This window comes from Arthrobacter sp. BC5, assembly GCF_056680255.1.
The window spans coordinates 2,954,200-2,976,212 of record NZ_CM155273.1 but is presented as its reverse complement, the minus strand read 5'-3'; the positions used below and the strand labels follow the sequence as shown (position 1 = coordinate 2,976,212).

The window sequence follows — 22,013 nt, the reverse complement described above, 5'->3', positions numbered from 1 at the left end:
TGTCCCAAGTCGAGCCCGGTTACCGGTGCGGCACGATGGGGCGCAAGGAGGTTCAGCTACCTGGTTTCGTCCTCGTCCTCGTCCTCGTTTTCGTTTTCGTGACGAGTTCTCCGCTGGTGGCCAGATCTTCCGCGATCCGGATGAGCTTGATGTTCGTGTTTGCGCTTACCGTGCTCAGCAGGGTGAAGGCCTGGTGCGCGCTGATCTTGTGCCGCTCCATGAGAATGCCTTTGGCCTGGCCGATGAGGTCCCGGTTCGCCAGTGCGTCGTTGAGTTCCTTGATTTCCTGGGAGTCCGCGAACGCGACGGCCGCATGCGCGGCCACGAGGAGCCCTACCTGCTCGGACTCCTCATCGAACACGTCCACGTCGTCCCCGTAGACGTTCAGGGCACCCAGGTTGTCACCCTCGACGAACAGTTGGAAGGAGAGCATGCTGCGCGCACCGAGGGCCCAGGCGCGCTGGGAGAATTTTGGCCACCGGGTTTCCTCACTGAGATTGGGAACCCGGACGATCTGCTCCTTGTAAGCCGCGTCCAGGCATGGGCCTTGTCGTGTCTCGGTCTGGACGGCGTCGACGTCGCGGGGAAGGTCGCTGGACGCGGCGCGTGATTCGGCGGTCCTGCGTGCCTTGACCAGGCTGATGGAGGCCTCGGCAGCGTGCGGAATCAACCGGACCGCTGTGCCAACGATGTCCTGAAGGATGGATTCGGTGTCGGACTCAGCCTGCAGGGTCCGAGCCAGGTCACTGAGCTGGTTGGCAATATCCCCAGGAATCTCGCTGCCGCCAAGCATGCCCTGCCCGTCCTGCGTTGCTTCGCTTGTCATCGGGGGCACCCCGCCGTCCTATTGAATAGATTCGTTCGCCACTTATAGGTGTGCCCAGCACAGATCCTGAACCATCAGCCTACTCGGGCACCCAAGCGGGGGTGGCTCAGCGTGGGCGGCCGAATGGCACGTGAGCGTAGGCAGTCCATCGTCGAAGCGGTGACGGGGGTGGAACTTCGCCGTCCATTAACGACCGTCCGTAGGACTTCCAGAAGTAGCTGCATCCGGAGCGGTAGTCGTGTTCCGTGAGCCGTGTCCGGAAGCTATGTACGGCGAGCAACCTTGATAGTGCAGATTAGGGAAGCCCTAGAACAGGGTTGGGGCTTCGGGGTCGATGCCGGCGAGCAGGGGCCGGATAATCGGTTCGTTCCATCCGTGCTCGAGGAGGGCTATGCGCAGCTCGACGGACTGGGCGCGGAACTGGGCGCGGCCGACGCCGCGCCACCGGAAGGTCGAGGCGTTGGCATGCCGGCCCTTCTGGGACCGGTCAAGCATGTTCAACGCTTGGGTGCCGGGCAACAGGTGAGTGTCTGTCCCGGTGCTCGCGTGGACGCATAGGGGGACGTCGCAGACGTGCATGAGGGCGATGCCAGGGTGCAGGGTCTCTCCGGTGAGGTGTTCGTAGGCGTAGCGTTGCGGCCGCAGGGCGCGTTGCTCGCCATCCCGCGTGACCCAGAACCGCCCGTAGCCGTCGTCGGCTACGGCTCCGGTCCAGATCCAGCAGTCATGCGGCTGCGGGCCCTTGACGACTTTCTCCCAAAACCGGTCAGCCTCTCCCCTACGCGTTCTCACCCCCAGCTACCTTCGCCAGGAGGTCATCGGACGCGCGCCGGCCGGCGGACGATCAGCCGGCGACCCTCCATGCGCACTACACCGGCGACGACGAGGGCACCTGCAGCAGCAATCATCAGCTGTCCCCACCACGGTGCTCCGGCCGCGGTGGCGACGAACCACGACGAGAAAAACCACAGGCCGACGGCCAACGCTCCAGCGACCTGGTTGCGGACCCGCGGAGGGATCGGCAACAACAACAGGGGAAGTCGGATGAGCGCACGGACGAACAGGTAGCTATACCGGATGCTCGAGGTGAGCAACCAGCGGATGATTCTGATCATCATGTTCTCCTGGTCACTGTTGGCCTTGCTGTGCTGATGCCGTTGCCTCCGAGATCACAGCGACAACCTCTCCCCCGGCTGCCTTCACTCTCGGCCTTCGGCCCTTCGCTGGAGTTGCGTCATCGCGTCGAAGTGTCCGGTAGATGGTGGTTCTGCTGACACCGAGGATTTGACCGATCTGTGCAACCGTCATGTCCTGCTGCTCGTACATGCGTTTTGCGGCCGCGGCCTGTTGAGGACTGAGTCGAGGTGGGCGCCCACCGGTGCGACCTCGAGCCCTGGCGGCCGCGAGGCCAGCGTTTGTGCGCTCCTTAATAAGGTCTCGTTCGAACTCGGCGAGGGCGGCGAAGACGTGAAAAACCAGCCGGCCGCCAGGTGAGGTCGTGTCGATCGTCTCCTGCAGGGACTTGAACCCAATGCCCTTGTCCTGCAGCGCGGTGAGCTGGTCGATGAGATGCCGGATGGAGCGGCCGAGCCGGTCGAGCCGCCACACCACGAGCGTGTCCCCCGGTCGTAGCTGATCCAGCAACTTGGTGAGCTCCGGCCTCTGGTCTAGAGATCCCGAAATGGTGTCGACGAACACCCGTGTCAGATTCCGAAGTCGACTGCACTGCCGTCCGAAGTCGTCTGCACTAGCCGATGTCTTCGATCAGGGCAGGGCTGCGAGCCCAGTGAAGGTCCTGACTGAGCCGCCTCGACGCATTCGACGAGCCTCACGGCATTGATAACCGAAGGTTCGTACAGGTGACCTCGATCAGAATTACTCCTGGTGCACAGGACTTCGAACAATCCGGTGACCGTAGTCCCCTGCACTGCGGCCGCCACTCCACAACCTCCAGCGCAGATGACTTCGGAATCTGACAGTCATAAAGATGGCTTCTCAATCATCGGGGCTGACCAACCTGGCGTTGAAGGGTTGGTGCGCCTCCTGACCAGACGTGCACGGCACAAGCTCCCCACGCTTCGCTGCTTGTTCCGCACACACCTGGACAGCAGGAACCCGTTGGCCCGCCTGCACACACCCACCTCAGTCACCGACATGGGAGGGCTCACCTCGGGTGAACGGTGGATGTGCACAGCCTTGTACCAGTGATTATGGGAGCTTGAGTGGAGACCACTTCCGCAGCCTGACTTGAGCCCACCATCCCTCCTGACGACTCACCAGTGGACTAACCGCAGTTTCACTTGAGCCCACCCCACCGTTGATTCATCAGGATGTTTTTCCAACGGTGGAAGGCAGCGATGGAGTCGAAGGTGGAGTTATTCGAGCAGATCCGCAGGGACGCAAGAGTCAATGGTGACTCGATACGGTCCCTGGCCAGGAAGTACCGCGTGTCCAGGCGGACAGTGCGTCAGGCGCTGACCTCGGCAGAGCCTCCACCACGTAAGCCACCGGTCAGGGAGGCACCGAAGCTTGGCCGGTTCAAGGTTCTGATCGATGACTTTCTGCGGGAGGATCTGAGCGCGCCACGGAAGCAGCGGCATACCGCTCAGCGCATTCATGACCGGCTAGTCGACGAGCACGGCGGGGATCTGTCGTATTCGACGGTCCGGCACTACGTGAAGTTCCGAAAAGCCGAGCTCGAGCGTGAGGCCGGTAGAACCACGGCGGATGCGTTCGTCCCGCAAGAACATGCCCCGGGTGCGGAGGCTGAAGTGGACTTCGGTGAAGTGTGGGTGGACCTCGCTGGGGTGCGCACGAAGTGCTACATTTTCGCCTTCCGCTTGTCTTACTCCGGTAAAGCCATCCACCGCGTCTATCCGACCCAAGGGCAGGAAGCGTTCCTCGAAGGGCACCTCGAAGCATTCGCCACGTGCGGTGGAGTGCCTACCGGCCATGTCCGATACGACAATCTGACCGCTGCAGTGAAGCAGGTCCTTGGGACCTCGCGTGAGCGGGTAGAGAACGACAGGTGGGTCCTGTTCCGGTCGCATTGCGGATTCGACGCGTTCTACTGCCAGCCAGGCATCAAAGGTGCGCATGAGAAGGGCGGCATTGAAGGTGAGATAGGCCGGTTCCGCAGGAACCGGCTCACGCCCGTACCTGCTGTCGATACTCTTGCCGAACTCAACGCCCGGATCATCGTCTGGGATGAGGAAGACAACAAGCGCAGGATTAGCGGGAAGCTGACCACAGTAGGTGCTGACTTTGAGCAGGAACGAACCCTGCTCAACCCGCTGCCGGCCGAAGTGTTCGATCCCGGAATCGTGCTCACCCCGAGAGTGGACCGGTCCTCCCTGATCAGGGTGCGGATGGTGAAGTACTCAGTCCCGGTTCGTTTCATAGGACGAACCGTGCGCGTTTCCCTGCGAGCATCCGAAGTGCTGGTCTTTGATGGACGAACGCTGATCGCCAGGCACGCACGAGTCGTTGCACGGGATGGTAGCTGCGTTGACCTGGACCACTACCTCGAGATCCTTCACCACAAGCCCGGAGCTTTCCCGGGTTCCACTGCTCTGGCCCAGGCGCGCGCGTCAGGGTCCTTCACCTCCGCGCATGACGCGTTCTGGGCGGCGGCCCGTCGCACCGACGGAGACACCCGCGCAACACGGGAGCTAATCAACGTGCTCCTGCTGCACCGAACAATGGCCCCTACTGACGTCGCAGACGGAATCGCAGCTGCCCTGACAGTAGGGGCTGTTACCGCGGACGTCGTCGCTGTCGAAGCACGGCGGGCGGCCACTGATCGGATCATTGCGGAACGGCTAAACCGTTCACCCGCCGAAAGCGACTCCCAATCAATAGGTGTCGGTCGCCGGGTCACTGCTTTGAGTAATCCGGCTTGGATCGGCGCGCACGCATCGCGTCCCGTTGCGCGCGAACAACGCGTCATCAGCCTTACCCAACGTCGATTGGCTGACCCTGCTGCCGTCATCGCGGGGTTACCACCGGACACCCGCCCCCTGCCGACCGTAGCTGGCTATGACGAACTCCTCACCCGACGAACCCCAGATACCACCCGTGATCCAGCTGACCAGAGACTGACCGGAACGACCCGCCAGACGAGGGGAACCATCTCATGAGCCCGACCAACGCCAACCCGATCACCGTCTCATCAACCCTGAGGCGCCGGCGCGGGCTGACCGAAGAAGCAGCAACCGCTGCAGTCGAACAGGCCTGCCGCCGGCTACGACTACCCACCATCCGCGCGGTCCTAGGTGAAGCACTCACCGTCGCGGGCAAGGAGCAGCTGTCCTATCAGGGATTCCTTGCCGAACTGTTACTGGCCGAGTGCGACGACCGGGATCGCCGCTCATCAGTGCGACGAGTGAAATCAGCGAACTTCCCCCGCGACAAATGGTTGGGTGACTTCGACTACGACGCGAACCCCAACATCAACCAGGCCACCATCAACACCCTGGCCACCGGGGACTGGATCCGCAAAGGCCAGCCCCTCTGCCTCATCGGGGACTCAGGCACCGGCAAGTCCCACCTGCTCATCGGTTTGGGGACCGCGGCAGCCGAAAAGGGATACCGAGTGAAATACACACTCGCCACCCGACTTGTGAACGAACTCGTCGAAGCCGAAGACGACAAAGTCCTCGCCCGCACCATCGCCCGATACGGGCGGGTCGATCTGCTCTGCATCGACGAGCTCGGGTATATGGAACTCGACAAACGCGGCGCCGAACTCCTCTTCCAGGTCCTCACCGAACGCGAAGAGAAAGCCTCCGTCGCGATCGCCACCAACGAATCCTTCTCTGGCTGGACCAGAACCTTCACCGACCCCCGCCTCTGCGCGGCCATCGTCGACAGACTCACCTTCAAAGGCACCATCATCGAAACCGGCACCGACTCCTACCGCCTCGCCCAAACGCGGAACCAACACCTCATCGATGACAGGGCCTCAATCTAGGGCTGCTCATTCCCAATGATTCGACAACTATTGCCGGCACCTCAGGTGGGTGCCTCTGACAGGGGCTCGAACTGCAGCCGGGCGAAAAGGTCCCGCGGATGATCCCGGACGACGCACGGCGAGCCATCCGCTACCGGACAGCTCTCATGGCGATGAACGAACGTCCCTTTCACGGGTTTAGGAGCGGCGGTTGATGAGGGTTGGAGCTGTGGTGCGAAACTGAGTCCATGGCTGTCTATTTTGAGTGCACTACCCGAGCACACGTTTCCCAGGCGGAGCTGTTTAACCGCTCTCGAAGCATCGATGCTCACACTGGCTCTATGGCTCACTCAAGGGAGAAGGCTATCGCTGGTACCACCACCGGCCTCATCTCGTTGGGAGAGCAGGTGACGTGGCGTGCATGGCACTTCGGCCTTCCAATCCACATGACAAGCCGGATCGTGGAGATGGAATCACCGGACTACTTCGTGGATGAGCAGATCAAAGGCCCTTTCCGCCGTTTCCGTCACGCTCACGAATTTAGTCACGCCGATGGGGTGACGACCATGGTCGATCGGATCCGGTTTGCCGCGCCCCTAGGTCCGCTAGGTCGGCTGGTTGAGGTACTGGTCCTCGAGCGGTACCTCAAGAAGCTCATCGAGACGAGGAACCGGTTTCTCGTGGAAGAACCCACACAAAAGTAGTTTCCAACCAACTATCCACCAGCAGGACTCAGGCTCGAACTAAGATTCAGGAGTTCCTAGAAGACGTCCGCTAGTCGATCGTCTGGCGGGACTCTCACCTTGCTGCTCTCCGAGCCCTCGCTGATGAAACCATGCGCTAAACGGTCCAGCCCTCGTACTCCCCAGCGCAGAAGGATGCACAGTTGCATACGGTAGAGGATCCAGGTAGAACGCATTTGGAAGCGGGCTCCTACATAGCTTCCTGTCCCGACGCTTCCGGCCTGCGGTGGGGTGGGCTCAAGTGAAACTGCGGTTAGTCCACTGGTGAGTCGTCAGGAGGGATGGTGGGCTCAAGTCAGGCTGCGGAAGTGGTCTCCACTCGCGTTGACATTCTCATACCAGCGTGGTTACGAACAGCATGGGCTGGTCTCACCTAGGGCTAATAGAACTAATAGTGGCAATAGGGACATGAAAGTTGAGGTCAGTTGTGGCCGCGGTGTCGGTCCTGTGGGCGAGTGGAGCCCGAAGGGTGGAGATCAAAGTCGTCCACCTGCGGGTGAGCCACTACCTCGTCCTTCTACGCGACAGCTGTCCCGTAAATGGATCCTTCAACGGACAGAGGACGTCATGCTCGCTTCAGGCTACGAAGATGCAGAACGGATGACCGGCCGGATGGGCGTAAACGTATAACAGCTCGTTCGGGTCATCCGTACGATCGAAGCGGAGCTCTGCCCCCAACGCCAGTGCCCTGGAGTGGTGATGATCGAGTGTCTCCCGGTCAGGAACGGTCAGATCGAGGTGTATCTGCATCGGCACATCAGGCAAGGGCCATGTCGTCCGCTTCAAATGATCAGCTTGCTGAAAAGCGAGCCTGCGGTTGCCCTGTCCATCAGTGAGAACGAGCCAGTCGACATCGTCAGGCATGCCCTCACCCGCGGGCTCATCGCCTTGCCGGTACTGGAGCCCAAGCAGTTCACGGTAGAACTCCGCCAGTCCTCGCACATCAGTCGTGTCGAGAACCGTGTGAAGGAGCTGAGGGAAACCGGTCATGGGCCGAGACTAACGATCATCACTGTTCCCTAGCCAGCGTCTGCCCAACCACCATCAGGCTAGCCGGAGCCATCGAGGAATGATCCTCAACGAGTCGTCCCGCTGAGGGCCGGTTGCGCGCGCCGACAATAGGACCAACTTGGACGACCTAGGGTTGCGCCGCTTGACAATATGCAGGCGATTGCCTGCATATTGATTGTATGAGGTTAGAGGACAGAGAAACGGACTCGGTCTTCAAAGCGATGGCTGATCCAACCCGTCGATTGCTGCTGGACCGCTTACGTGAGCACAACGGCCAGACACTGCGCGAGTTGTGCGAACGACTGGATATGAAGCGCCAGTCAGCAACGCAGCACCTTGATGTCCTCGAGCAGGCGAACCTGGTAGTTGTTGTTCGGCGTGGACGCGAACGACTTCACTACCTCAACCCGACGCCCATTCAGGAGATTGAGCAGCGGTGGATCGCGGAGTTCGACAAGCCCCGGTTGCGAACGATCGGCGCAATCAAGACCCAAGCAGAGGAGAGCGCCATGAGTACCGAACCCGTCCCGTCCTACGTCTACGTCACTTACATCAAGGCAAGCGCTGAGCAGGTATGGCAGGCCCTGACCAGTGCAGAGCTGACCGCTCAGTACTGGGCTCACGCGAACGTGTCGGATTGGCAGGAAGGCTCGGCGTGGGAACATCAGCGCGTCGATGGATCTGGCATCGTTGATGTGACCGGACGAGTGATCACGGTCGAACCTCCCACCCGCTTGGTCATCACCTTCGAGGACGCTCCCGACGCAGAGTCCCCGAGGGAACCATCAGTTGTGACCTTCCTTGTCGAGCCCCACCAGGACATCATCCGGCTCACCGTGACCCACGAGAATCTTCCCAACCGGGAGATGCTGAACGGTATTTCCCACGGCTGGCCAGCCGTCTTGGCGAACCTGAAATCCCTCCTGGAAACCGGCAAAGTGCTCCCGCAAGCACCCTGGGGCATGTCTCCCGCGCACACGTAAAGCACTTACTACTGCCAGTCAGGCCCACGTGCAGCACCACCGCAGGAAAGCGACAAACGCCATGGACACCATTCAACTTCGAAATGCCTACCAAACACTGCTTGACGCCGCTGCCACTGCCGCGGATGCAGGTGACACACACTCCCCGCCGCCGGACGGGGAATGGAATGCCGAGCAGATCCTGGCCCATGTCACGCTCGTGAATGCGACCACCATCGCGGCCATATCCGCTGTGTCGGCAGGGATCAACACCACGTACGACAACCGCATCGCTCTCGACACATGGACCATCGGACGCGCGATCACCCTGACCGGTGGCACCGCCGGACTTCAGGCCCGCATCCACGCCCACGCAGACGCGCTGTGCGCTCTAGTGCCCACACTCAGCGACTCCGAACTCGGCACCATGGTGCCTAGCAGGCTCCTGTCCAACGACGAGGTCCTGGTCGATGAGCCTGTCCCTCTAAGAGACCTCATTACCGGGCTGGCGGCCGCAGAAATTCCGGCGCACACCCAACAACTCCTGGACCTACTTACCAAGAATGCACCGTCCACGACATAGAGAACCAAGCTGGACGACTGCAGCACGGGATAACCCCGTCCCGCTGAGGGACCGCCTTGCGGGCATCATCATGTCGATGTTCTCGAGGCGGCTTGGCTACTTCGACAGACTCTGTCTCAGTACTTATTGGAAGTCGGTCTCAGACTTGGAAAGCTCTTTATACGTTGGCCAGAAGTCAGTCATGGATCGAGGCTGGCCCAGAAGCAGCGCTTCAAGATAGAGCAGGTGCGTGTGCCATCCGGGAAGGTAGTTGCGAGTCTCCTCTCCTAGCCCTTCGTGCGTCACGTCAATACGGGTCCCACCCGCTCCAGGAGCGAGCCTTATGAGGACTGTCGATAGAGGTTCATCTGGAAACTTCCACGTCATCTGGAGCCGATGCTCCGGGTCACACTCCAAGATCCGGCTGGTGCAGAAGTAGTCTGCCGCGTGCTGAATTTTTACGACGTTTCCTGCAATGAACCTTCCAGCAGCCAGCTGCCCTAACCACTGAGGCAATGCCACCGGGTCGGTGAGAGCCCACCACAGGTGATCCGCCGGCACGGCCATGTGCCAGGTATGCGACACCGAACTATCGATCGTTCGAATCGAAGAATTTATGAGAGGCATGACCAGACACTAACGCGTGTACGGGGCTCCCGGCCGTACAGGTCCGAATCAGCGCGCACTCTCACGGCAATCGTGTACGGTGCAGGATCCTCCAACGGGAGCTTCGCAGGGGCCTTACTGCTTGATCCGGCTAAGGCTTATTCAGGCGGCGCAGAGCGAGTGATCGCGCTTCTGAGAATCCCAAGGACCGGTAGAGATGCGCAGCATCAGGTGTTGCGTGGAGGTCCACGACCTCGGCATCCATCTCATCCAGCCATGACAATCCAGCCGTTACCACTGCACGGGCCAGCCCGCGTCCGCGCTGCTCTGGTGCCACGAAAACAGAGGACATCGACCCACTAGTGCCTCGTGGGAACCCCGGCCCAGGCAACCGATCTTCGAGCGTCACCACCGCACAGGCCGACAGTCGGCTGTGCGGTTCGTTGCCGTTGATGGGCTTCTCATCGATGACGAAGGCGGCCAACGTGCCTTGGGTGATACGCGAAGCGATCGCCTCCTGCGCAGCTGGGTACCACGAGGTGTCATCGACATCTTGTGCTCGGCCGGCGGCGCCAGCTTCTGCCATCGCACGGAACATCGCGTGCCGCAGTCTTACCAACTCGGGTGCGTCCTCTGGCCGCGCCTTCCTTACCGGTACGGAATTCGTCATGCAGATCATTGTGCAGGACCGCTAGGTTCGCCGAAGACGCGTACTACGCGGTCGGATCCTCGGAGCGCATAGTTCGAGCGCCCGAAAGGGATCCTCGTGCGGCACGACGCCGGCAAAGGAGTGAGGGCATCATACTGAATTCAGCTAATGTGCCGGTTCGACAGCATTTGGGGGATCAATGAGTAGCGACGGTATCGTCGAGGCGCTGACCGAGGTGACACTGGAATCCGGTCATGGGGTACTCACGGCACTCACACGAAGGGGACAGGGAACACCTGTCGTTGTCGTACATGGCGTAATGGCCGACGCAAGTGCTTGGAGAAACGTCGTGAAGACTCTCGCTCCGGGGCGGCCGGTGGTGGTGGTCAACCGCCGCGGGCGGATCCCTAGCGCCTCTCTGACCGCAGACTATGACGTGAACGCGGAGGTCAGGGACCTCCTACTTTGGCTAGCGACGTTGGACGGCCCGGTGGACCTTGTCGGACACAGCTACGGTGGACTAATTGCAGTGGAAGCCATTCGACAAGGCGCTAATGTTCGTTCGCTCGCCCTGTACGAGCCGGTCGCACGCCCCTTTGGCTCCATAGTCGAACCACTCGTGACGACGGCCGTGAACGCCGGTGACCTCGACGCTGCCGTTGAACTCATCAACGTCGACCTTTCCGGTTACACCCGTGAACACGTTCAGGCACTTCGGGGAAGTCCGGTCTGGCCCAAGCTCCTGCAGCTCGCAGCTCCAGCCGGCGCCGAACTAGTTGCAATCAATGACTTCGCCTTCACCACTTGGGAGCCATGGACGACCCCGACGACAATCATCGCGGGCGAACACAGCAGGAACCGCCCACCCTACGGACCGAGTGTGGATCTTTTCATTGACGCTCTACATGTCACAGAAATCACCATCTTGGCTGATCAAGATCACCTCGCCCACGTCACTGCGCCACAAGAACTCGCTCGAGCGATAGAAGATGGCATCGGCAGGGACAGCCTCCCCACAACATAACCGCCAAACAGCGGCCGCTGAGGGATCGGCTGAGGCGCAGCGGGAAGCTGCCCTACCGGCTCGGTGCGCCTCTCGGTAGCATGCGATGCATGACGATCAGACTGGAGAACGTCGGCATCGCCGTCCGCGACATCGACGCGACGATCGCGTTCTTCACCGACCTGGGCCTCGAACTCGTCGGCCGCGATACGATCAGCGGCGACTGGGCCGATACCGCCGTAGGCCTCGATGGCAACCATGCCAAAATCGCTGTACTCAGAACATCGGATGGTCACGGGCAGCTCGAGCTCTTCGAGTACCTCCACCCCGACGCCATCGAGACAAGCCCGACCCTTCCGAACGAAATTGGCATGCACCGCATCGCGTTCTCTGTGGACGACATCGACGCAGCCCTTGAAATAGCTTCGCGGCACGGCTGTCATCCGCTGCGCGGGGTGGCAACCTACCGCGACCTCTACAAACTCACGTACCTGCGCGGCCCAAGCGGCATCCTGGTCATGCTCGCCGAGGATCTGAAAAAGAACTGACGGTCCTTCAACACCCGTGCGATGAAGGATCCTCAACTGGCGATCGAAAGTTCTTCGATCCGAGCTGCGCAAGATGCTCGGGCTATGGATGGATCTGCACCGGAAACGCGGTTGTTCTGCCCCGTGTCATCACACCAATCGACGCCGTAGGGGTAGGCCTCAACGGCTGCCAGCCCGGGCGCCGCTCCCTGCGGAACTTCGAACGAGTACTTGAAGCCGCCCGCGTCACTCATGGGTGCAGTCGTGCGAAGGAGAGTTATGCCATCCGAATCGGTGACCGTCACTTGAATCTTGGCGTTCTTCCCATAGCGCGGATCACAATCCGAGTCCTGAGCTTGAACCGAGACCGTGTCACCCACCTGCACAGTCGAAGGATCCACTGAGTAGTCGGGCGGCATGCAGGGTGGGGCCCCCCAAAGAGCAGGACTACACCCAGCTAGTGCAGCCATTACTCCTGTCGCACTTGCCGTGAGCATCGCAAGGAGTCGCCAGCCATAGGCATGGTGGGATCCTTGGGGTCGAGCCTTCATCTCCTCATTGTGAGGATGCTCGCACCGCGTTCCCTTTGATCGAGAGAACTGTCGTCAGATTGTTGCTGACCAGGCCGGAGCAGTTCGAACAAGGATGGTCCAGTGCTACGACGCGGGCTTTGCGAGGCGTCACGAATCACGGCGCCAGTCGGTGACCTCGGGGTAAGCCAAGAATCCGGCCGACAGATAGGTGGACAACGCTCCGACATTAGAACTCTCTGCACAGACAATGGCGCTCGATGAACCCATCTCACGAAGCGCCGTTGCGGCAGCGCGCGTCATCATCGTGCCGTATCCGTGACCACGGTGATCCTGATGCACACCCATCGGCTCGATGAGACCGGGACGCCCTGCCCCAGCCGACCACACCGCGGCGACGGCGACTACACCGCCGTCGCCGTAGAGCGACAGGATGCGCCCGAAGTCGAGGAAGGGGCCCTCAGCGGCTGCCCGCCATCCGGCCACGAAGTTACGAAGCCGTTCGTCCGGCATCGGCGTTCCACGAAAAGCTGACCAATGAACAGCCACCCACTCGTCGGTGCGACCCGGTTCAACAGTCTCGAAACGAACGCCTGCAACGTCAAAGAGCCCTTGCAGATCAGCGACCGGCTCTGCCAGATCAAGCCGTAATGGCGTCCATGGTTCGTCGGGTGACCATCCCGCTATCGCGAGTTGCGTAGAAAGAGCCGATGCACCGCGCGCCTCAATGGTCGCGCTTCCCGCATCGAGGACACCCGTTACTGCCTCCCCAACATCCGTAACTATGCAACGAGCAAGAGATTCGTCCTCGTGCAGCGCCGGGTCTATCGCAAACCGCAGCAGCTGAGGACCGTCGATCAGCGCGATCGCCAAAGCGGTATCACCGCGCGACCACACCCGCGTTGCAGCGGCAGTGGCCGTGGATCCACGGAGTGAGTACCAACCCAGATCACCCGGGTGCAGATGCAGTGGTCCGCTGTCATGTTGCCACTCATTCAGCACACGAAGAATCTGATCGAGCTCGTCAACCTGCGGCGTTCTCACTCTGACATCCATGAGTCCTAGCCTTCCACCGCAACCGCGCCGAACCACACCGTCAGTAACTTCATCGCATTAATCCGTATATGCATCCCTCATAGGAAGTCTTAGTTCTGCGCGGCGTCACGGACGATTCCTGCGATGAGTGCGGGCTGTTCCAAGCTGGGCAGGTGTGCCACGCCGGGTAAAACACGGACTGCCTCCTGCCCGATCCGGCGCGCTGTCTCCTCATAGAACGGCACGTCGCAGGGCAAGTCCAGGTCGCCCCAGGTACACAGCACCGGCACCGCCACGTCGCCGAGTCGGGTCCAAGCATCAACGCCAGCACTGCCGGCGGAGTCAGGGGCAGCAACCGTCAAGATTCTCCGGTTCATCGCCTCGAAGAGGGCGCGGGCGTCACCGCCGACCCGGCCTTCCTCGGATCCTGGACCGTCCAACCACAGGTGGGCAAGCGCCCGGATCCTGTCTTCAACTGTCGCCTGTGGGTCGTCCGCACGTACCATCAGTGGCTCCGAGGCATCGTCCGGCTTCCACGCGAATGGAGTGTCCTCATCGGTCATGCCCGATACCGCAGCACCGATGAGCACCACTTCCTTAACGCGATCAGGATGCAGCAGCGCCATATCAAGCGCGAGGGCCCCGCCCATCGAGTTGCCGACGAGAAGAACGCGCTCCAGGGCGAGTTCGTCGATGAGCTGAAGCAGGTCATCCACATGCGTAAATGACGACGAGTTCGCAGCAGCCGCGGTGTCGCCGTAGCCGCGTCTGTCATAGGCGATCAGGTCGAGACCATCACCCCGAAGCGCATCCGCAACCGTGATCCAGGATCGCCGATCAGCAACACCAGCATGCAAGAAGACAACCGTAGGCCCCGGCCCCGGCCACCGGGTCACAGCAAACTGATTCCCATCCAAGGCCCTAACCATGAGCTGCTGAGCATCCATAAGCCCGAACCTACTTCAAACATCAGCCCATCAACAGAGTCCCCTCATCCTCGCGGGGCGCCCGCAAGCCGCTCGGCTTACGGGCAGTCAGGCTGCAGCTGAATGCCGATGGCGCCGGAGAGGCATACCCTTAGTTCATGGCTGCGACCTGGGCGTCGGCACTGGGTTGGCGCCTGCGCCGTCAGTATCTCGACGACGAGCGAGCAGCAACGGTCGAGGATGTCGTGGATCGACTTGTGGCCTTGCCCTCGTGGTCCGGAGACGCTGCAACTTCAATCCGGTTGCGGCTGGCTCGTCCAACCCCGGGCGACGTCGAGACTGCGATGACGGAGGGACGCGTCTTCGCGACGTACGCGTTTCGCGGAGCCACACACCTTATGACCCCTTCGTCGGCAGCGGTCCATCTTGCGTTACGTTGCGCAGGTCGGCAGTGGGAGCGGTCAAGCTGGCGCAGCCACTACGGTATCGAACCCGAGGAGTGGCCGCGCCTGCGCGCGACGGTGCGCGAGGCGCTGGTCGCCGGTCCCCTGACCCAGCATGAGCTGGCGGAGGCTGTCGCGAAGGACCCGGCTTACCGACATCTAAAGCCAGCCTTCGCTGGTAGGTCCCACACGTTCCTCAAACCGTTCGGGTGGCAGGGCGACCTGTGCTTTAGCCCCTCAGACGGTGCGTCCAGGTTTCAGCTTCTCGAGTCCGTGCCCGGCTGGACCGGGCTAGCTGAGCTCGATGATGCGGGGCCTCGGGCGATCCGCGCCTACCTCGCGGCGTATGGGCCTACCACTCCGGATCGGATCCAGTACTGGCTGGGTGAAGGTCTGAGCGCTGGGCGCAAACGCATCGCAGGCTGGATCGATGAGATCGACACCGAGCTGGCCACGGTCTGGATCGACGGCGTTGAGGCGCTGTGCCTGAGTGAGCACGTCGAGCCCATCGCGACTGCGGCCGAATCTCACCAGGTGGTGCTGCTGCCAGGATCCGATCAGTGGGTCCTCGGTGCCGGCACGTCAGCGACCTCCATCGTGCCTGCCAAGCATCGGGGGATCGCTACTGGCGGGGCGAATCTTATTCTGATTGGCGGGCGGGTCGGAGGGACCTGGAAGGTCCACCGCAGCACGATCCGGATCAGCTGGTTCGGTGGGATGAGCGCCGCGCCCTCGTCGGTGGCCACCGCTGCCGATTGGTTGTCCGAAGCACTCGGGCGCGAGCTCGAGCTTGAAGGTCATTGAGGCGAGGGGAACCTGTCCGGTGTAGGGATCGCCTATCGGGCATCAGGTTTGAAAGGACCCGCGATTAAACGTTCAACCTCATCCGCCAGTTCTGCGACCGGTTGACGACCATCGAGTTCGAGGGTCGCCCCGTTCCGAAGCAGCGGTTCTACGTCGAGAACGTATTGGCGGATCTCGGACTGGTCAGTCTCTGAGCTGCCGTAGGGATTGTTCGTGCGAACCGAGACTCGCTCGATGAGGACTTCTACCGGCGCGCTCAGGAGAACAACATCGGAGAAGCGGTCATAGAAGCGCCCTTGATTTTCGACAGTGCCCGCGACAACCAGGGACGAATTAGACGCGAGAAGTGCCGACATGCGCGCTTCATCCCATGTTCCGTCAGGAAGCACCCAGGCGTCGTAGTCGGTGTCGATCGTTCGGTAGCCCCGCCGAGACAACTCATGCAGCACTGTTGTCTTTCCTGCCCCTGACATGCCGGTGATCAGAATTCGAGACATGCCGGCCAGCGTAGCCGGTGCGCTAGGGTGCCCATGAGCCGGCGTTCTCCGCATCTCCTGAAGCCCCTTCCCACGACCAGCACCGTCAGACCGGCGAAGGGACGTTTAGCCAGAACGATGAAAATGGGCGCACGGGTACCTCAACTGCAACGTCTGTTCCGGTCGGCTGTCTGCTGACATGTCTCGAAAACCTAAAGCTTTCTAAGACATCTCAAGGGTCAGCGTGAGTGACATCTACTACCCCTGATTCAACGGGTAGTAGGTGTCACTACTAGCGGGCCGATGAGTTTACTATCGCAGAACCGTCTAAGAGGTAGTGGAAGGCCATCCGGCCTACCGTAGAGAATCAACGTCAGGAGTAATCGCCGTGGCCGCACCCCTGGTTTACATCAGCTTTCCCGGAACCGCGAGGGAAGCGCTCGGCTTTTATGCCGATGTTTTCGGAGGCGAGCTGTCCCTGGACTCTTACAAGGATCACAGCCGGACGGACGGCCCACCGGATGCCGTCGCCCACGGAGTCCTCGGTGGTGTCGTTTCCCTCGCTGGTTCGGACACTCCGGAGGGCGAGCCCTCGGTTCGATGTGAGGGTCTGTTGCTTTCCCTACTGGGCACAGCCGAGCCGGCAGTGTTGCATGAGTGGTTCGACAAACTCAGTGTCGGCGCCACAGCGATCGATCCCCTGGTGCAAAGGCCGTGGGACGGTGCGGACGGCCAGGTCACCGACCGGCACGGGCTCCGATGGCTGATCGGTTACGAGTCGAAAGCGTGAGCGACACCCAGCTGCTCGCACATTTGGTGGCCGCACGAGACCATGTGCTGGATGCCGTCGAAGGGCTGACAGAGCAGCAAATGAGCGCACCGCTCGTCCCGTCGGGGTGGACAGTGATCCGTCTGCTGAACCATCTTGCGTTCGACGACGAGATGTTCTGGATCTCGGCCGTCCTCGGCGCGAACCCCACAGCGATCGAAGCCCTGCATGACGGCTGGCATTCAACACCCATGACCGGCGAAGACGCCGTTCGTATCTACTGCGAACAGATCACCAGCAGTGATCTCGTTCTCGGCGACGTCGACCTGGATGCGCCTCCCCGTTGGTGGCCCCCAGCCGCCGAGTTCGGCCAACTGCCCATGGAAGACGGCCACGAGGTCGTGTTTCGCGTCCTCGCGGAAACCTCCGTCCACGCCGGCCACCTCGACATCGTGCGTGAACTCATCGATGGACACCAGTACCTCATCGTGAACTAACCGGCCCCACCCCGAACGACTCCTGCAGCTGCAGCTGCAGCCTCACCGAAAGGTCCATACGATGCCTGCCTTCGCCGTCCTCATCTACGCAGACGAGGCCCTCCACGCCCTCGAAGCCGCTGAAGCTGACCTCGAGGAGAACGACCAGCACGCCCGAGACCTCCAAGCCTCAGGATCGATGTCTCTCGCCTACGCCCTCACGCCCAGAGCCAATGCGGTCTCCATCCGGGGCGACGGCACAACAGCGGGACCATTTGTGCCGGCGGACCAGTTCGTCGCAGGCTTCTACGTCATCGAAGCACCCAACCTCGACGCCGCAATCTCGATTGCCCGCCTGAACCCGGCCGTCCGCACCAACACCGGCGGCGTCGAAGTACGCCCCATCCATAGCGGCGGGATCATCACCAAGAGCCCGTAGGGCGGGCCATGGGCAAGGATGCCCGAGTGGTCATTTGGTCAGGCAACGCTCCCGCCCACAGCTTTGCCCAAACCCGGGTAGCAGAACTCGTTCTATGCGCTCACCGCCGATAAGCAAGCATCTCTCAAGAGCCCGCCTGTGAGTTTTCGTGCGGATGGCGGGATTTTGTAAGTGGTTGGCGGTGTATGTATGTCGTGTTGGGCCCCGTTTTCGTGCCGGGGGATGGTGGCTTCATCCTGACTGTTAACAGCATGGACGCCCCATAGTTAGTGGGGCGTCCATGCTGGAAGGTGTTGGACTCGGCGCAAGTAGGCGCCCTATTTAGATCGTGGGGAATTCTTCGGCGAGAGATGACAGTGCTGCGCGTAGTCGCGCGTCGGCGTCATTGCCACTTCGCGCACTTGGGGGCTGGTACTGAGCTGGACCATGGTCTGCGGATCGATGGCCTCAACCGTTGTGTTTTCCTTATCGACGCTGCGGACCACGACGTTGCACGGCAGCAGGGCGCCGAGTTCGGGTTCAGCTGCCAGGGATTTGCTGGCCAGGTTGGGGTTGCAGGCCCACAAGGATCACGTAGTCACCGATTGCCTCGCCCGCTTCCGCGCCTAGACGCCGGAGGGTCAAGTCCGCGCAGTACCCCTGCCAGCGGGTTTATGTGTCATGAGCGTACGTAGTCAACCAGTCCCGGGCGGCGGGCACTGTGGTGAAGTACCGGGTGGGATAGGGCGGTTCGTGTACCCGGATGAAGAAGACCGCCAGCGTCTCATCGACGACGGATGTACCCACCAGGGCCATGGCCGGAACCTGCAGGTCGGTGGCGAAGGTTTGCAGCGCGGCCCGCGAGAGTGAGACCATCGCGTTGAGCTCGACCAGCATCGGAACACCCGCGCCCGGACACACATCCTTGGCACGATCGATCAGCGACAGAGCATCCTCTTCGCTCACGGTCGCACTGTGGTCCCAGGACACGCGCAGCACCGCACCGTCCATGCTCGCGGTGAAGGCATCGTAGGACGGCGCTGGAATACAAGACTCCGCGGGCAGGGTCGACACGGCGAACGGCTGATCTTCCATGGATCCTCCCGCGCCGGCCTCTCTGCACTGTGCCCCCAACAAGTAACGGGCACCGGCAAAAGGAAGCTTCCGCCGGTGCCCGCATTCGGGAATTGGGTCTCACACCTCATCCATGTGTCCGGGTGCTGGGGGAACAACCGGACACTTCACCGTACCCCAAGACAGACCAGTCTGTGCAGGGAATCCATGCGCCCGGTAGATTCAAAGCAGACCGAACCGAAGGGGAACCTTGAGCGCCACATCACCGATATCGCCAGCATCACCACTGGCATCACCGGCATCGCTGGAAGTGCCAGGAGCACTAGGAATGCCAAAGACGACGGGGCGGTCAAATGCGCCGGCGGTGGCGGGTGCTCGGGAGAGGATTCTTACCGCGTCATACGACTTGTTCCTGCAACGAGGGGTCTGGGCGGTAGGTGTCAACGAAATAATTGCCGCGTCCTCCGTGGCCAAGGCAACGTTCTACCGGCACTTCCCGTCCAAGGACGATCTAATCGAGGCATTCTTTGAACGCCGGCAAAAGCTCTTCACGATCGGCTATCTGTCCGCGGAGTCCGAACGCCGCGGAACCACGGGCCGGGAGCAGCTCCTGGCAATCTTTGAGATCTTCGATGAATGGTTCCAGTCCCCTGACTTCACCGGATGCCCGTACCTGCGCGCCCTGCTCGAAGCAGACCCCCGCGATCGGGCGGGCACTGTGAGCCGGGCCTACCTCGAGGACATCCGCTCCAGTGTGGAAGCCGCAGCCACACAGATGGGCCTTGTCGATCCGGATGATTTCGCCCGGTGCTGGCTGACCCTCATGCAAGGCACCGTCGTCTCGGCAGTAGGCGGCGACACCAGTAGCGGATCACGGATCAGAAGACTCGGCGAAACCCTTATCACCCTGCACTCACCGGCCAACCCCAGCCCACCAACCCCAACGATCTAATCAACTTCCTGAACCCCATCAGCCTCTGAGCCATGACGCTGATGGATGGTGCAGGAAGGCGCTGTTCTGACCCCCTACAGTGAAATCAGTGACACCTGGCTCAGCAGGGGTCTGTAGGGAACGGTGAGTAATGACCGAACAAGCGCATATCTCACGCTCGCTTGAGGTGCCACCCAGGCTGATCCTTGGCCTGATCATCGCACCTCCAGGGGCTTTTTCTCCTCGATTCGCAGCACTAAGCACGGCTCTCACCGCCGCTGATCCGCACCTCCGGATCATCCCCGCGTCCACCCCTGACACACCGACACCTGCTGCCCGCCCTGACGTGGTGTTGGTGGACGTGACCGCCGGTGAAGGACCGGTTGGGCTGGACCTGGTGCAGGACTGCCCGCATCTTGCCGGCATACCGGTCATGGTGTTGCTGCAAACCCCGGACCAGCTCAGTATCGAACAGTACCTGCGCCACAGGGTCGCGGACTTCGTGTCGACCTCTGCCTCTACCGATGAGTTGATCCATCGCCTGCGCATCATCGCTGCCCGACAAGCACATGTTGCCGCCACCGAAGAAACCACGAACGCTTTGCGTGCCCGGGTCCGCTCCGTCTCCACCGCCATGGCACACATCGCCTCCACCACCTCCACTGGGTCCGCTGCAGGTACCACTGCCGATGCTCATCCCCGAAGCCATGGTGAGCTGACCAAAGTCTTCGTCAGCGGTCTCGAACAGGCCTTTGCGGCTGACCGGGTCTGTCTGGACCTGTTCGATGACGACAGGACCGGCGTCTCCACTGAACTGTGGCCGGCCGTGCTTGAGGGGTTACCCTCCCCAGGGGTGACCGGCACTGACGCCCAGAACCTCGCACACCACCTGTGGAACAACTCGCAGATCGGCACTTTCAACGCACCCTCCAGCAAAAACTCCCACAACGATGCTGACAATGAGGACGACGCGGACGCGGCTGACGCCTACGAGCCGTCGGCGGTCAGCGTTGGCAAGCCGTCAATGGATGAGCATCCCGAGGATCAGGACGACGTACCCTCGTGCACGATCGCTGTCCCGCTGGGAGAGGCCGGCCGGGTGGCCGGTCTCGTGCAATTGATCAGTGACACCGGCCCTGTGGCGTGGTCCGAGGTGCATTCGGCCCTTATGCAGCACGTCGGGGAGAACTTCGTGAGGGCTTTGCGGCAGGTCAGACTGCACGCCCGTAACGCCGAGGCCCTCGAGCGTTTGGCGTACCTGAACTTCCTGAAAGACGATTTCGTGGCGACCATCAACCACGAGTTCCGCTCCCCCCTGGCGACGATCACCGGCCACCTGGAAATGGTCGCCGACGGATTCCTCGGTCCCATTCCGGAACACCGCCGTGAAACGCTGAACATCATCCAGCGCAACACCGCGCGCCTGAACCAGTTGGTGGAGAACATCCTGACCGTCTCCGTTCTGGACCAGCCCCGCACCACACCGGCACCCGTGGACCTCGTCGACGTCATGCACACAGTCATAACCGGATTGAAGGCCCTCATGACTGCCAAGAACATCCAGCTCACCGCGGACGTGCCCACTCAGCCGGTAATCGTGACAGGCCACCGCGGCCAGCTCGAGGAAGCGCTACGCAACGTCCTGCGGAACAGCCTCGACTTCACCGCCCCCACCGGCACCATCACCGTCACCGTCAGCACTACCGTCAGTGCAGCCAGCGACCACGGCCTCGAACCAGATCAGGCACCGGAGCAAAGACCAAACCACGCACCTCACGAGGTTGGTGCCGATCGGACGGAGCACGCGCTGATCACGGTGCAAGACACCGGGACCGGCATCCCGGACGAGGATCTACCGCACCTGTTCACAAGCTTCTACCGGGGCTCGAACATCAAACGCAGCTCAGCGACCGGATCAGGACTCGGACTGACCATCAGCAAACAAATCCTCGACCGCCATCAAGGAAGCATCACCATCACATCGAGACCTCGACCCGCAAACGCCCCCGACTCAGACTCCGACTCGGGCACGACCGTCCTGATCACACTGCCCCTGACCACACCACTATCGCTGCCCTAACACCCGCTCCGGCCCGGCCCTACCTCTGCCCCGACATCCTGTCCGTCATGATCCACAGCAAGGATGAACCTGCCTCACGCGCTTCCTCCGGCTAACCCAGGATCTCCCGCACAGGTTGGCGGTTCCGGTCACTTACGGTTGGGATGCACCTATGGCAGCACGTGCTGGACCCATAGGGGACTGCTGAAGGTTTGGTTGATTCCTGACCTGT

The 22,013-nt window shown here is 61.5% G+C and carries 25 protein-coding genes and 1 pseudogene; 13 read left to right on the top strand and 13 right to left on the bottom strand.

Annotated features, from left to right (window positions below):
* Window positions 1-52: 52 nt before the first annotated feature.
* The 4 genes from AC1MFI_RS13945 to AC1MFI_RS13930 form a co-directional block, all read right to left on the bottom strand.
* Complete coding sequence (locus tag AC1MFI_RS13945; protein WP_479817615.1) at window positions 53-826, bottom strand: GAF and ANTAR domain-containing protein; 774 nt, start codon at window positions 824-826, stop codon at window positions 53-55.
* A gap of 306 nt (window positions 827-1,132) precedes the next feature.
* The gene (locus tag AC1MFI_RS13940) at window positions 1,133-1,618 is read right to left on the bottom strand and encodes a hypothetical protein (RefSeq protein WP_479817613.1); all 486 of its coding nucleotides are present in this window, start codon (window positions 1,616-1,618) and stop codon (window positions 1,133-1,135) included.
* A gap of 23 nt (window positions 1,619-1,641) precedes the next feature.
* Complete coding sequence (locus tag AC1MFI_RS13935; protein ID WP_479817611.1) at window positions 1,642-1,944, bottom strand: hypothetical protein; 303 nt, start codon at window positions 1,942-1,944, stop codon at window positions 1,642-1,644.
* A gap of 10 nt (window positions 1,945-1,954) precedes the next feature.
* Entirely contained in the window at window positions 1,955-2,524 is a 570-nt protein-coding gene (locus AC1MFI_RS13930) for a recombinase family protein (protein WP_479817609.1), read from the bottom strand.
* Window positions 2,525-3,183: 659 nt separating this feature from the next.
* Between AC1MFI_RS13930 and istA the strand changes: the two genes are divergently transcribed.
* The 3 genes from istA to AC1MFI_RS13915 all read left to right on the top strand — a co-directional run bounded on the left by istA (window position 3,184) and on the right by AC1MFI_RS13915 (window position 6,481).
* The gene (gene istA / locus AC1MFI_RS13925; RefSeq protein ID WP_479817607.1) at window positions 3,184-4,965 is read left to right on the top strand and encodes an IS21 family transposase; all 1,782 of its coding nucleotides are present in this window, start codon (window positions 3,184-3,186) and stop codon (window positions 4,963-4,965) included.
* Entirely contained in the window at window positions 4,962-5,798 is an 837-nt protein-coding gene (istB, locus tag AC1MFI_RS13920; protein ID WP_459268522.1) for an IS21-like element helper ATPase IstB, read from the top strand. Before istA ends, istB begins: the two co-directional genes overlap by 4 nt.
* 227 nt (window positions 5,799-6,025) lie before the next feature.
* Window positions 6,026-6,481: an SRPBCC family protein gene (locus AC1MFI_RS13915; RefSeq protein ID WP_459268521.1), complete on the top strand. Its 456-nt coding sequence runs from the start codon at window positions 6,026-6,028 to the stop codon at window positions 6,479-6,481.
* Window positions 6,482-7,096: 615 nt separating this feature from the next.
* Here the strand turns inward: AC1MFI_RS13915 and AC1MFI_RS13910 are convergent.
* Window positions 7,097-7,510, bottom strand: coding sequence for a VOC family protein (locus AC1MFI_RS13910; RefSeq protein ID WP_479817605.1), 414 nt, complete (start codon window positions 7,508-7,510; stop codon window positions 7,097-7,099).
* 200 nt (window positions 7,511-7,710) lie between these two features.
* Here AC1MFI_RS13910 and AC1MFI_RS13905 point away from each other — a divergent pair, with 200 nt between their 5' ends.
* Together AC1MFI_RS13905 and AC1MFI_RS13900 are read left to right on the top strand one after the other, a co-directional pair.
* A complete protein-coding gene (locus tag AC1MFI_RS13905) occupies window positions 7,711-8,514 on the top strand; it encodes a metalloregulator ArsR/SmtB family transcription factor (protein WP_479817604.1) in 804 nt (267 codons plus the stop codon).
* A gap of 61 nt (window positions 8,515-8,575) precedes the next feature.
* Window positions 8,576-9,076: a DinB family protein gene (locus AC1MFI_RS13900; RefSeq protein WP_479817603.1), complete on the top strand. Its 501-nt coding sequence runs from the start codon at window positions 8,576-8,578 to the stop codon at window positions 9,074-9,076.
* 123 nt (window positions 9,077-9,199) lie between these two features.
* Here AC1MFI_RS13900 and AC1MFI_RS13895 read toward each other — a convergent pair whose 3' ends face one another.
* Both AC1MFI_RS13895 and AC1MFI_RS13890 read right to left on the bottom strand, forming a co-directional pair.
* Window positions 9,200-9,622, bottom strand: a complete 423-nt coding sequence (locus AC1MFI_RS13895; RefSeq protein ID WP_479817602.1) for an SRPBCC domain-containing protein — start codon at window positions 9,620-9,622, stop codon at window positions 9,200-9,202.
* Window positions 9,623-9,812: 190 nt separating this feature from the next.
* Entirely contained in the window at window positions 9,813-10,331 is a 519-nt protein-coding gene (locus tag AC1MFI_RS13890) for a GNAT family N-acetyltransferase (RefSeq protein ID WP_479817601.1), read from the bottom strand.
* Between the two features lie 178 nt (window positions 10,332-10,509).
* Between AC1MFI_RS13890 and AC1MFI_RS13885 the strand changes: the two genes are divergently transcribed.
* Together AC1MFI_RS13885 and AC1MFI_RS13880 are read left to right on the top strand one after the other, a co-directional pair.
* Complete coding sequence (locus tag AC1MFI_RS13885; RefSeq protein WP_479817600.1) at window positions 10,510-11,334, top strand: alpha/beta fold hydrolase; 825 nt, start codon at window positions 10,510-10,512, stop codon at window positions 11,332-11,334.
* Window positions 11,335-11,423: 89 nt separating this feature from the next.
* Window positions 11,424-11,861, top strand: coding sequence for a VOC family protein (locus tag AC1MFI_RS13880; RefSeq protein ID WP_479817599.1), 438 nt, complete (start codon window positions 11,424-11,426; stop codon window positions 11,859-11,861).
* A gap of 32 nt (window positions 11,862-11,893) precedes the next feature.
* Here the strand turns inward: AC1MFI_RS13880 and AC1MFI_RS13875 are convergent, their stop codons facing one another.
* From AC1MFI_RS13875 to AC1MFI_RS13865, 3 genes are all read right to left on the bottom strand, one after another.
* Complete coding sequence (locus AC1MFI_RS13875) at window positions 11,894-12,220, bottom strand: hypothetical protein (RefSeq protein ID WP_479817598.1); 327 nt, start codon at window positions 12,218-12,220, stop codon at window positions 11,894-11,896.
* 300 nt (window positions 12,221-12,520) lie between these two features.
* Window positions 12,521-13,426 (bottom strand): GNAT family N-acetyltransferase, encoded by a 906-nt coding sequence (locus tag AC1MFI_RS13870; protein ID WP_479817597.1) that lies wholly within the window; start codon window positions 13,424-13,426, stop codon window positions 12,521-12,523.
* An 89-nt stretch (window positions 13,427-13,515) separates the two neighbouring features.
* The gene (locus tag AC1MFI_RS13865) at window positions 13,516-14,352 is read right to left on the bottom strand and encodes an alpha/beta fold hydrolase (RefSeq protein WP_479817596.1); all 837 of its coding nucleotides are present in this window, start codon (window positions 14,350-14,352) and stop codon (window positions 13,516-13,518) included.
* A 137-nt stretch (window positions 14,353-14,489) separates the two neighbouring features.
* Between AC1MFI_RS13865 and AC1MFI_RS13860 the strand changes: the two genes are divergently transcribed.
* Window positions 14,490-15,578, top strand: a complete 1,089-nt coding sequence (locus AC1MFI_RS13860; RefSeq protein WP_479817594.1) for a DNA glycosylase AlkZ-like family protein — start codon at window positions 14,490-14,492, stop codon at window positions 15,576-15,578.
* A gap of 32 nt (window positions 15,579-15,610) precedes the next feature.
* On the opposite strand, the gene AC1MFI_RS13855 is transcribed toward AC1MFI_RS13860, so the two are convergent.
* A complete protein-coding gene (locus tag AC1MFI_RS13855; RefSeq protein WP_479817593.1) occupies window positions 15,611-16,075 on the bottom strand; it encodes an AAA family ATPase in 465 nt (154 codons plus the stop codon).
* Between the two features lie 367 nt (window positions 16,076-16,442).
* On the opposite strand from AC1MFI_RS13855, the gene AC1MFI_RS13850 reads away from it, so the two are divergent.
* The 3 genes from AC1MFI_RS13850 to AC1MFI_RS13840 all read left to right on the top strand — a co-directional run bounded on the left by AC1MFI_RS13850 (window position 16,443) and on the right by AC1MFI_RS13840 (window position 17,738).
* Entirely contained in the window at window positions 16,443-16,844 is a 402-nt protein-coding gene (locus AC1MFI_RS13850; protein WP_479817592.1) for a VOC family protein, read from the top strand.
* Window positions 16,841-17,320: a mycothiol transferase gene (locus AC1MFI_RS13845; protein ID WP_479817591.1), complete on the top strand. Its 480-nt coding sequence runs from the start codon at window positions 16,841-16,843 to the stop codon at window positions 17,318-17,320. Before AC1MFI_RS13850 ends, AC1MFI_RS13845 begins: the two co-directional genes overlap by 4 nt.
* 61 nt (window positions 17,321-17,381) lie before the next feature.
* Window positions 17,382-17,738 (top strand): YciI family protein, encoded by a 357-nt coding sequence (locus AC1MFI_RS13840; protein WP_479817590.1) that lies wholly within the window; start codon window positions 17,382-17,384, stop codon window positions 17,736-17,738.
* Between the two features lie 321 nt (window positions 17,739-18,059).
* Here AC1MFI_RS13840 and AC1MFI_RS13835 read toward each other — a convergent pair.
* Window positions 18,060-18,350: pseudogene (locus AC1MFI_RS13835) on the bottom strand (DUF302 domain-containing protein); the annotation flags it as partial.
* Between the two features lie 39 nt (window positions 18,351-18,389).
* Complete coding sequence (locus tag AC1MFI_RS13830; protein WP_479817589.1) at window positions 18,390-18,812, bottom strand: DUF7793 family protein; 423 nt, start codon at window positions 18,810-18,812, stop codon at window positions 18,390-18,392.
* A gap of 307 nt (window positions 18,813-19,119) precedes the next feature.
* Between AC1MFI_RS13830 and AC1MFI_RS13825 the strand changes: the two genes are divergently transcribed.
* Together AC1MFI_RS13825 and AC1MFI_RS13820 are read left to right on the top strand one after the other, a co-directional pair.
* Window positions 19,120-19,743, top strand: coding sequence for a TetR/AcrR family transcriptional regulator (locus AC1MFI_RS13825; RefSeq protein WP_479817588.1), 624 nt, complete (start codon window positions 19,120-19,122; stop codon window positions 19,741-19,743).
* 130 nt (window positions 19,744-19,873) lie between these two features.
* Window positions 19,874-21,802: a sensor histidine kinase gene (locus tag AC1MFI_RS13820; protein ID WP_479817587.1), complete on the top strand. Its 1,929-nt coding sequence runs from the start codon at window positions 19,874-19,876 to the stop codon at window positions 21,800-21,802.
* The last annotated feature ends 211 nt before the right edge of the window (window positions 21,803-22,013 follow it).

Bases quoted from the DNA above. Each gene is read 5' to 3' on its own strand.
- AC1MFI_RS13915 (WP_459268521.1), top strand. From the start codon at position 6,026: ATGGCTGTCTATTTTGAGTGCACTACCCGAGCACACGTTTCCCAGGCG.
- istB (WP_459268522.1), top strand. From the start codon at position 4,962: ATGAGCCCGACCAACGCCAACCCGATCACCGTCTCATCAACCCTGAGG.
- AC1MFI_RS13890 (WP_479817601.1), bottom strand. From the start codon at position 10,331: ATGACGAATTCCGTACCGGTAAGGAAGGCGCGGCCAGAGGACGCACCC.
- AC1MFI_RS13880 (WP_479817599.1), top strand. From the start codon at position 11,424: ATGACGATCAGACTGGAGAACGTCGGCATCGCCGTCCGCGACATCGAC.
- AC1MFI_RS13860 (WP_479817594.1), top strand. From the start codon at position 14,490: ATGGCTGCGACCTGGGCGTCGGCACTGGGTTGGCGCCTGCGCCGTCAG.
- AC1MFI_RS13820 (WP_479817587.1), top strand. From the start codon at position 19,874: ATGACCGAACAAGCGCATATCTCACGCTCGCTTGAGGTGCCACCCAGG.
- AC1MFI_RS13855 (WP_479817593.1), bottom strand. From the start codon at position 16,075: ATGTCTCGAATTCTGATCACCGGCATGTCAGGGGCAGGAAAGACAACA.
- AC1MFI_RS13830 (WP_479817589.1), bottom strand. From the start codon at position 18,812: ATGGAAGATCAGCCGTTCGCCGTGTCGACCCTGCCCGCGGAGTCTTGT.
- istA (WP_479817607.1), top strand. From the start codon at position 3,184: ATGGAGTCGAAGGTGGAGTTATTCGAGCAGATCCGCAGGGACGCAAGA.
- AC1MFI_RS13885 (WP_479817600.1), top strand. From the start codon at position 10,510: ATGAGTAGCGACGGTATCGTCGAGGCGCTGACCGAGGTGACACTGGAA.
- AC1MFI_RS13945 (WP_479817615.1), bottom strand. From the start codon at position 826: ATGACAAGCGAAGCAACGCAGGACGGGCAGGGCATGCTTGGCGGCAGC.
- AC1MFI_RS13865 (WP_479817596.1), bottom strand. From the start codon at position 14,352: ATGGATGCTCAGCAGCTCATGGTTAGGGCCTTGGATGGGAATCAGTTT.
- AC1MFI_RS13840 (WP_479817590.1), top strand. From the start codon at position 17,382: ATGCCTGCCTTCGCCGTCCTCATCTACGCAGACGAGGCCCTCCACGCC.
- AC1MFI_RS13900 (WP_479817603.1), top strand. From the start codon at position 8,576: ATGGACACCATTCAACTTCGAAATGCCTACCAAACACTGCTTGACGCC.
- AC1MFI_RS13935 (WP_479817611.1), bottom strand. From the start codon at position 1,944: ATGATGATCAGAATCATCCGCTGGTTGCTCACCTCGAGCATCCGGTAT.
- AC1MFI_RS13895 (WP_479817602.1), bottom strand. From the start codon at position 9,622: ATGGCCGTGCCGGCGGATCACCTGTGGTGGGCTCTCACCGACCCGGTG.
- AC1MFI_RS13825 (WP_479817588.1), top strand. From the start codon at position 19,120: ATGCCAAAGACGACGGGGCGGTCAAATGCGCCGGCGGTGGCGGGTGCT.
- AC1MFI_RS13870 (WP_479817597.1), bottom strand. From the start codon at position 13,426: ATGGATGTCAGAGTGAGAACGCCGCAGGTTGACGAGCTCGATCAGATT.
- AC1MFI_RS13905 (WP_479817604.1), top strand. From the start codon at position 7,711: ATGAGGTTAGAGGACAGAGAAACGGACTCGGTCTTCAAAGCGATGGCT.
- AC1MFI_RS13910 (WP_479817605.1), bottom strand. From the start codon at position 7,510: ATGACCGGTTTCCCTCAGCTCCTTCACACGGTTCTCGACACGACTGAT.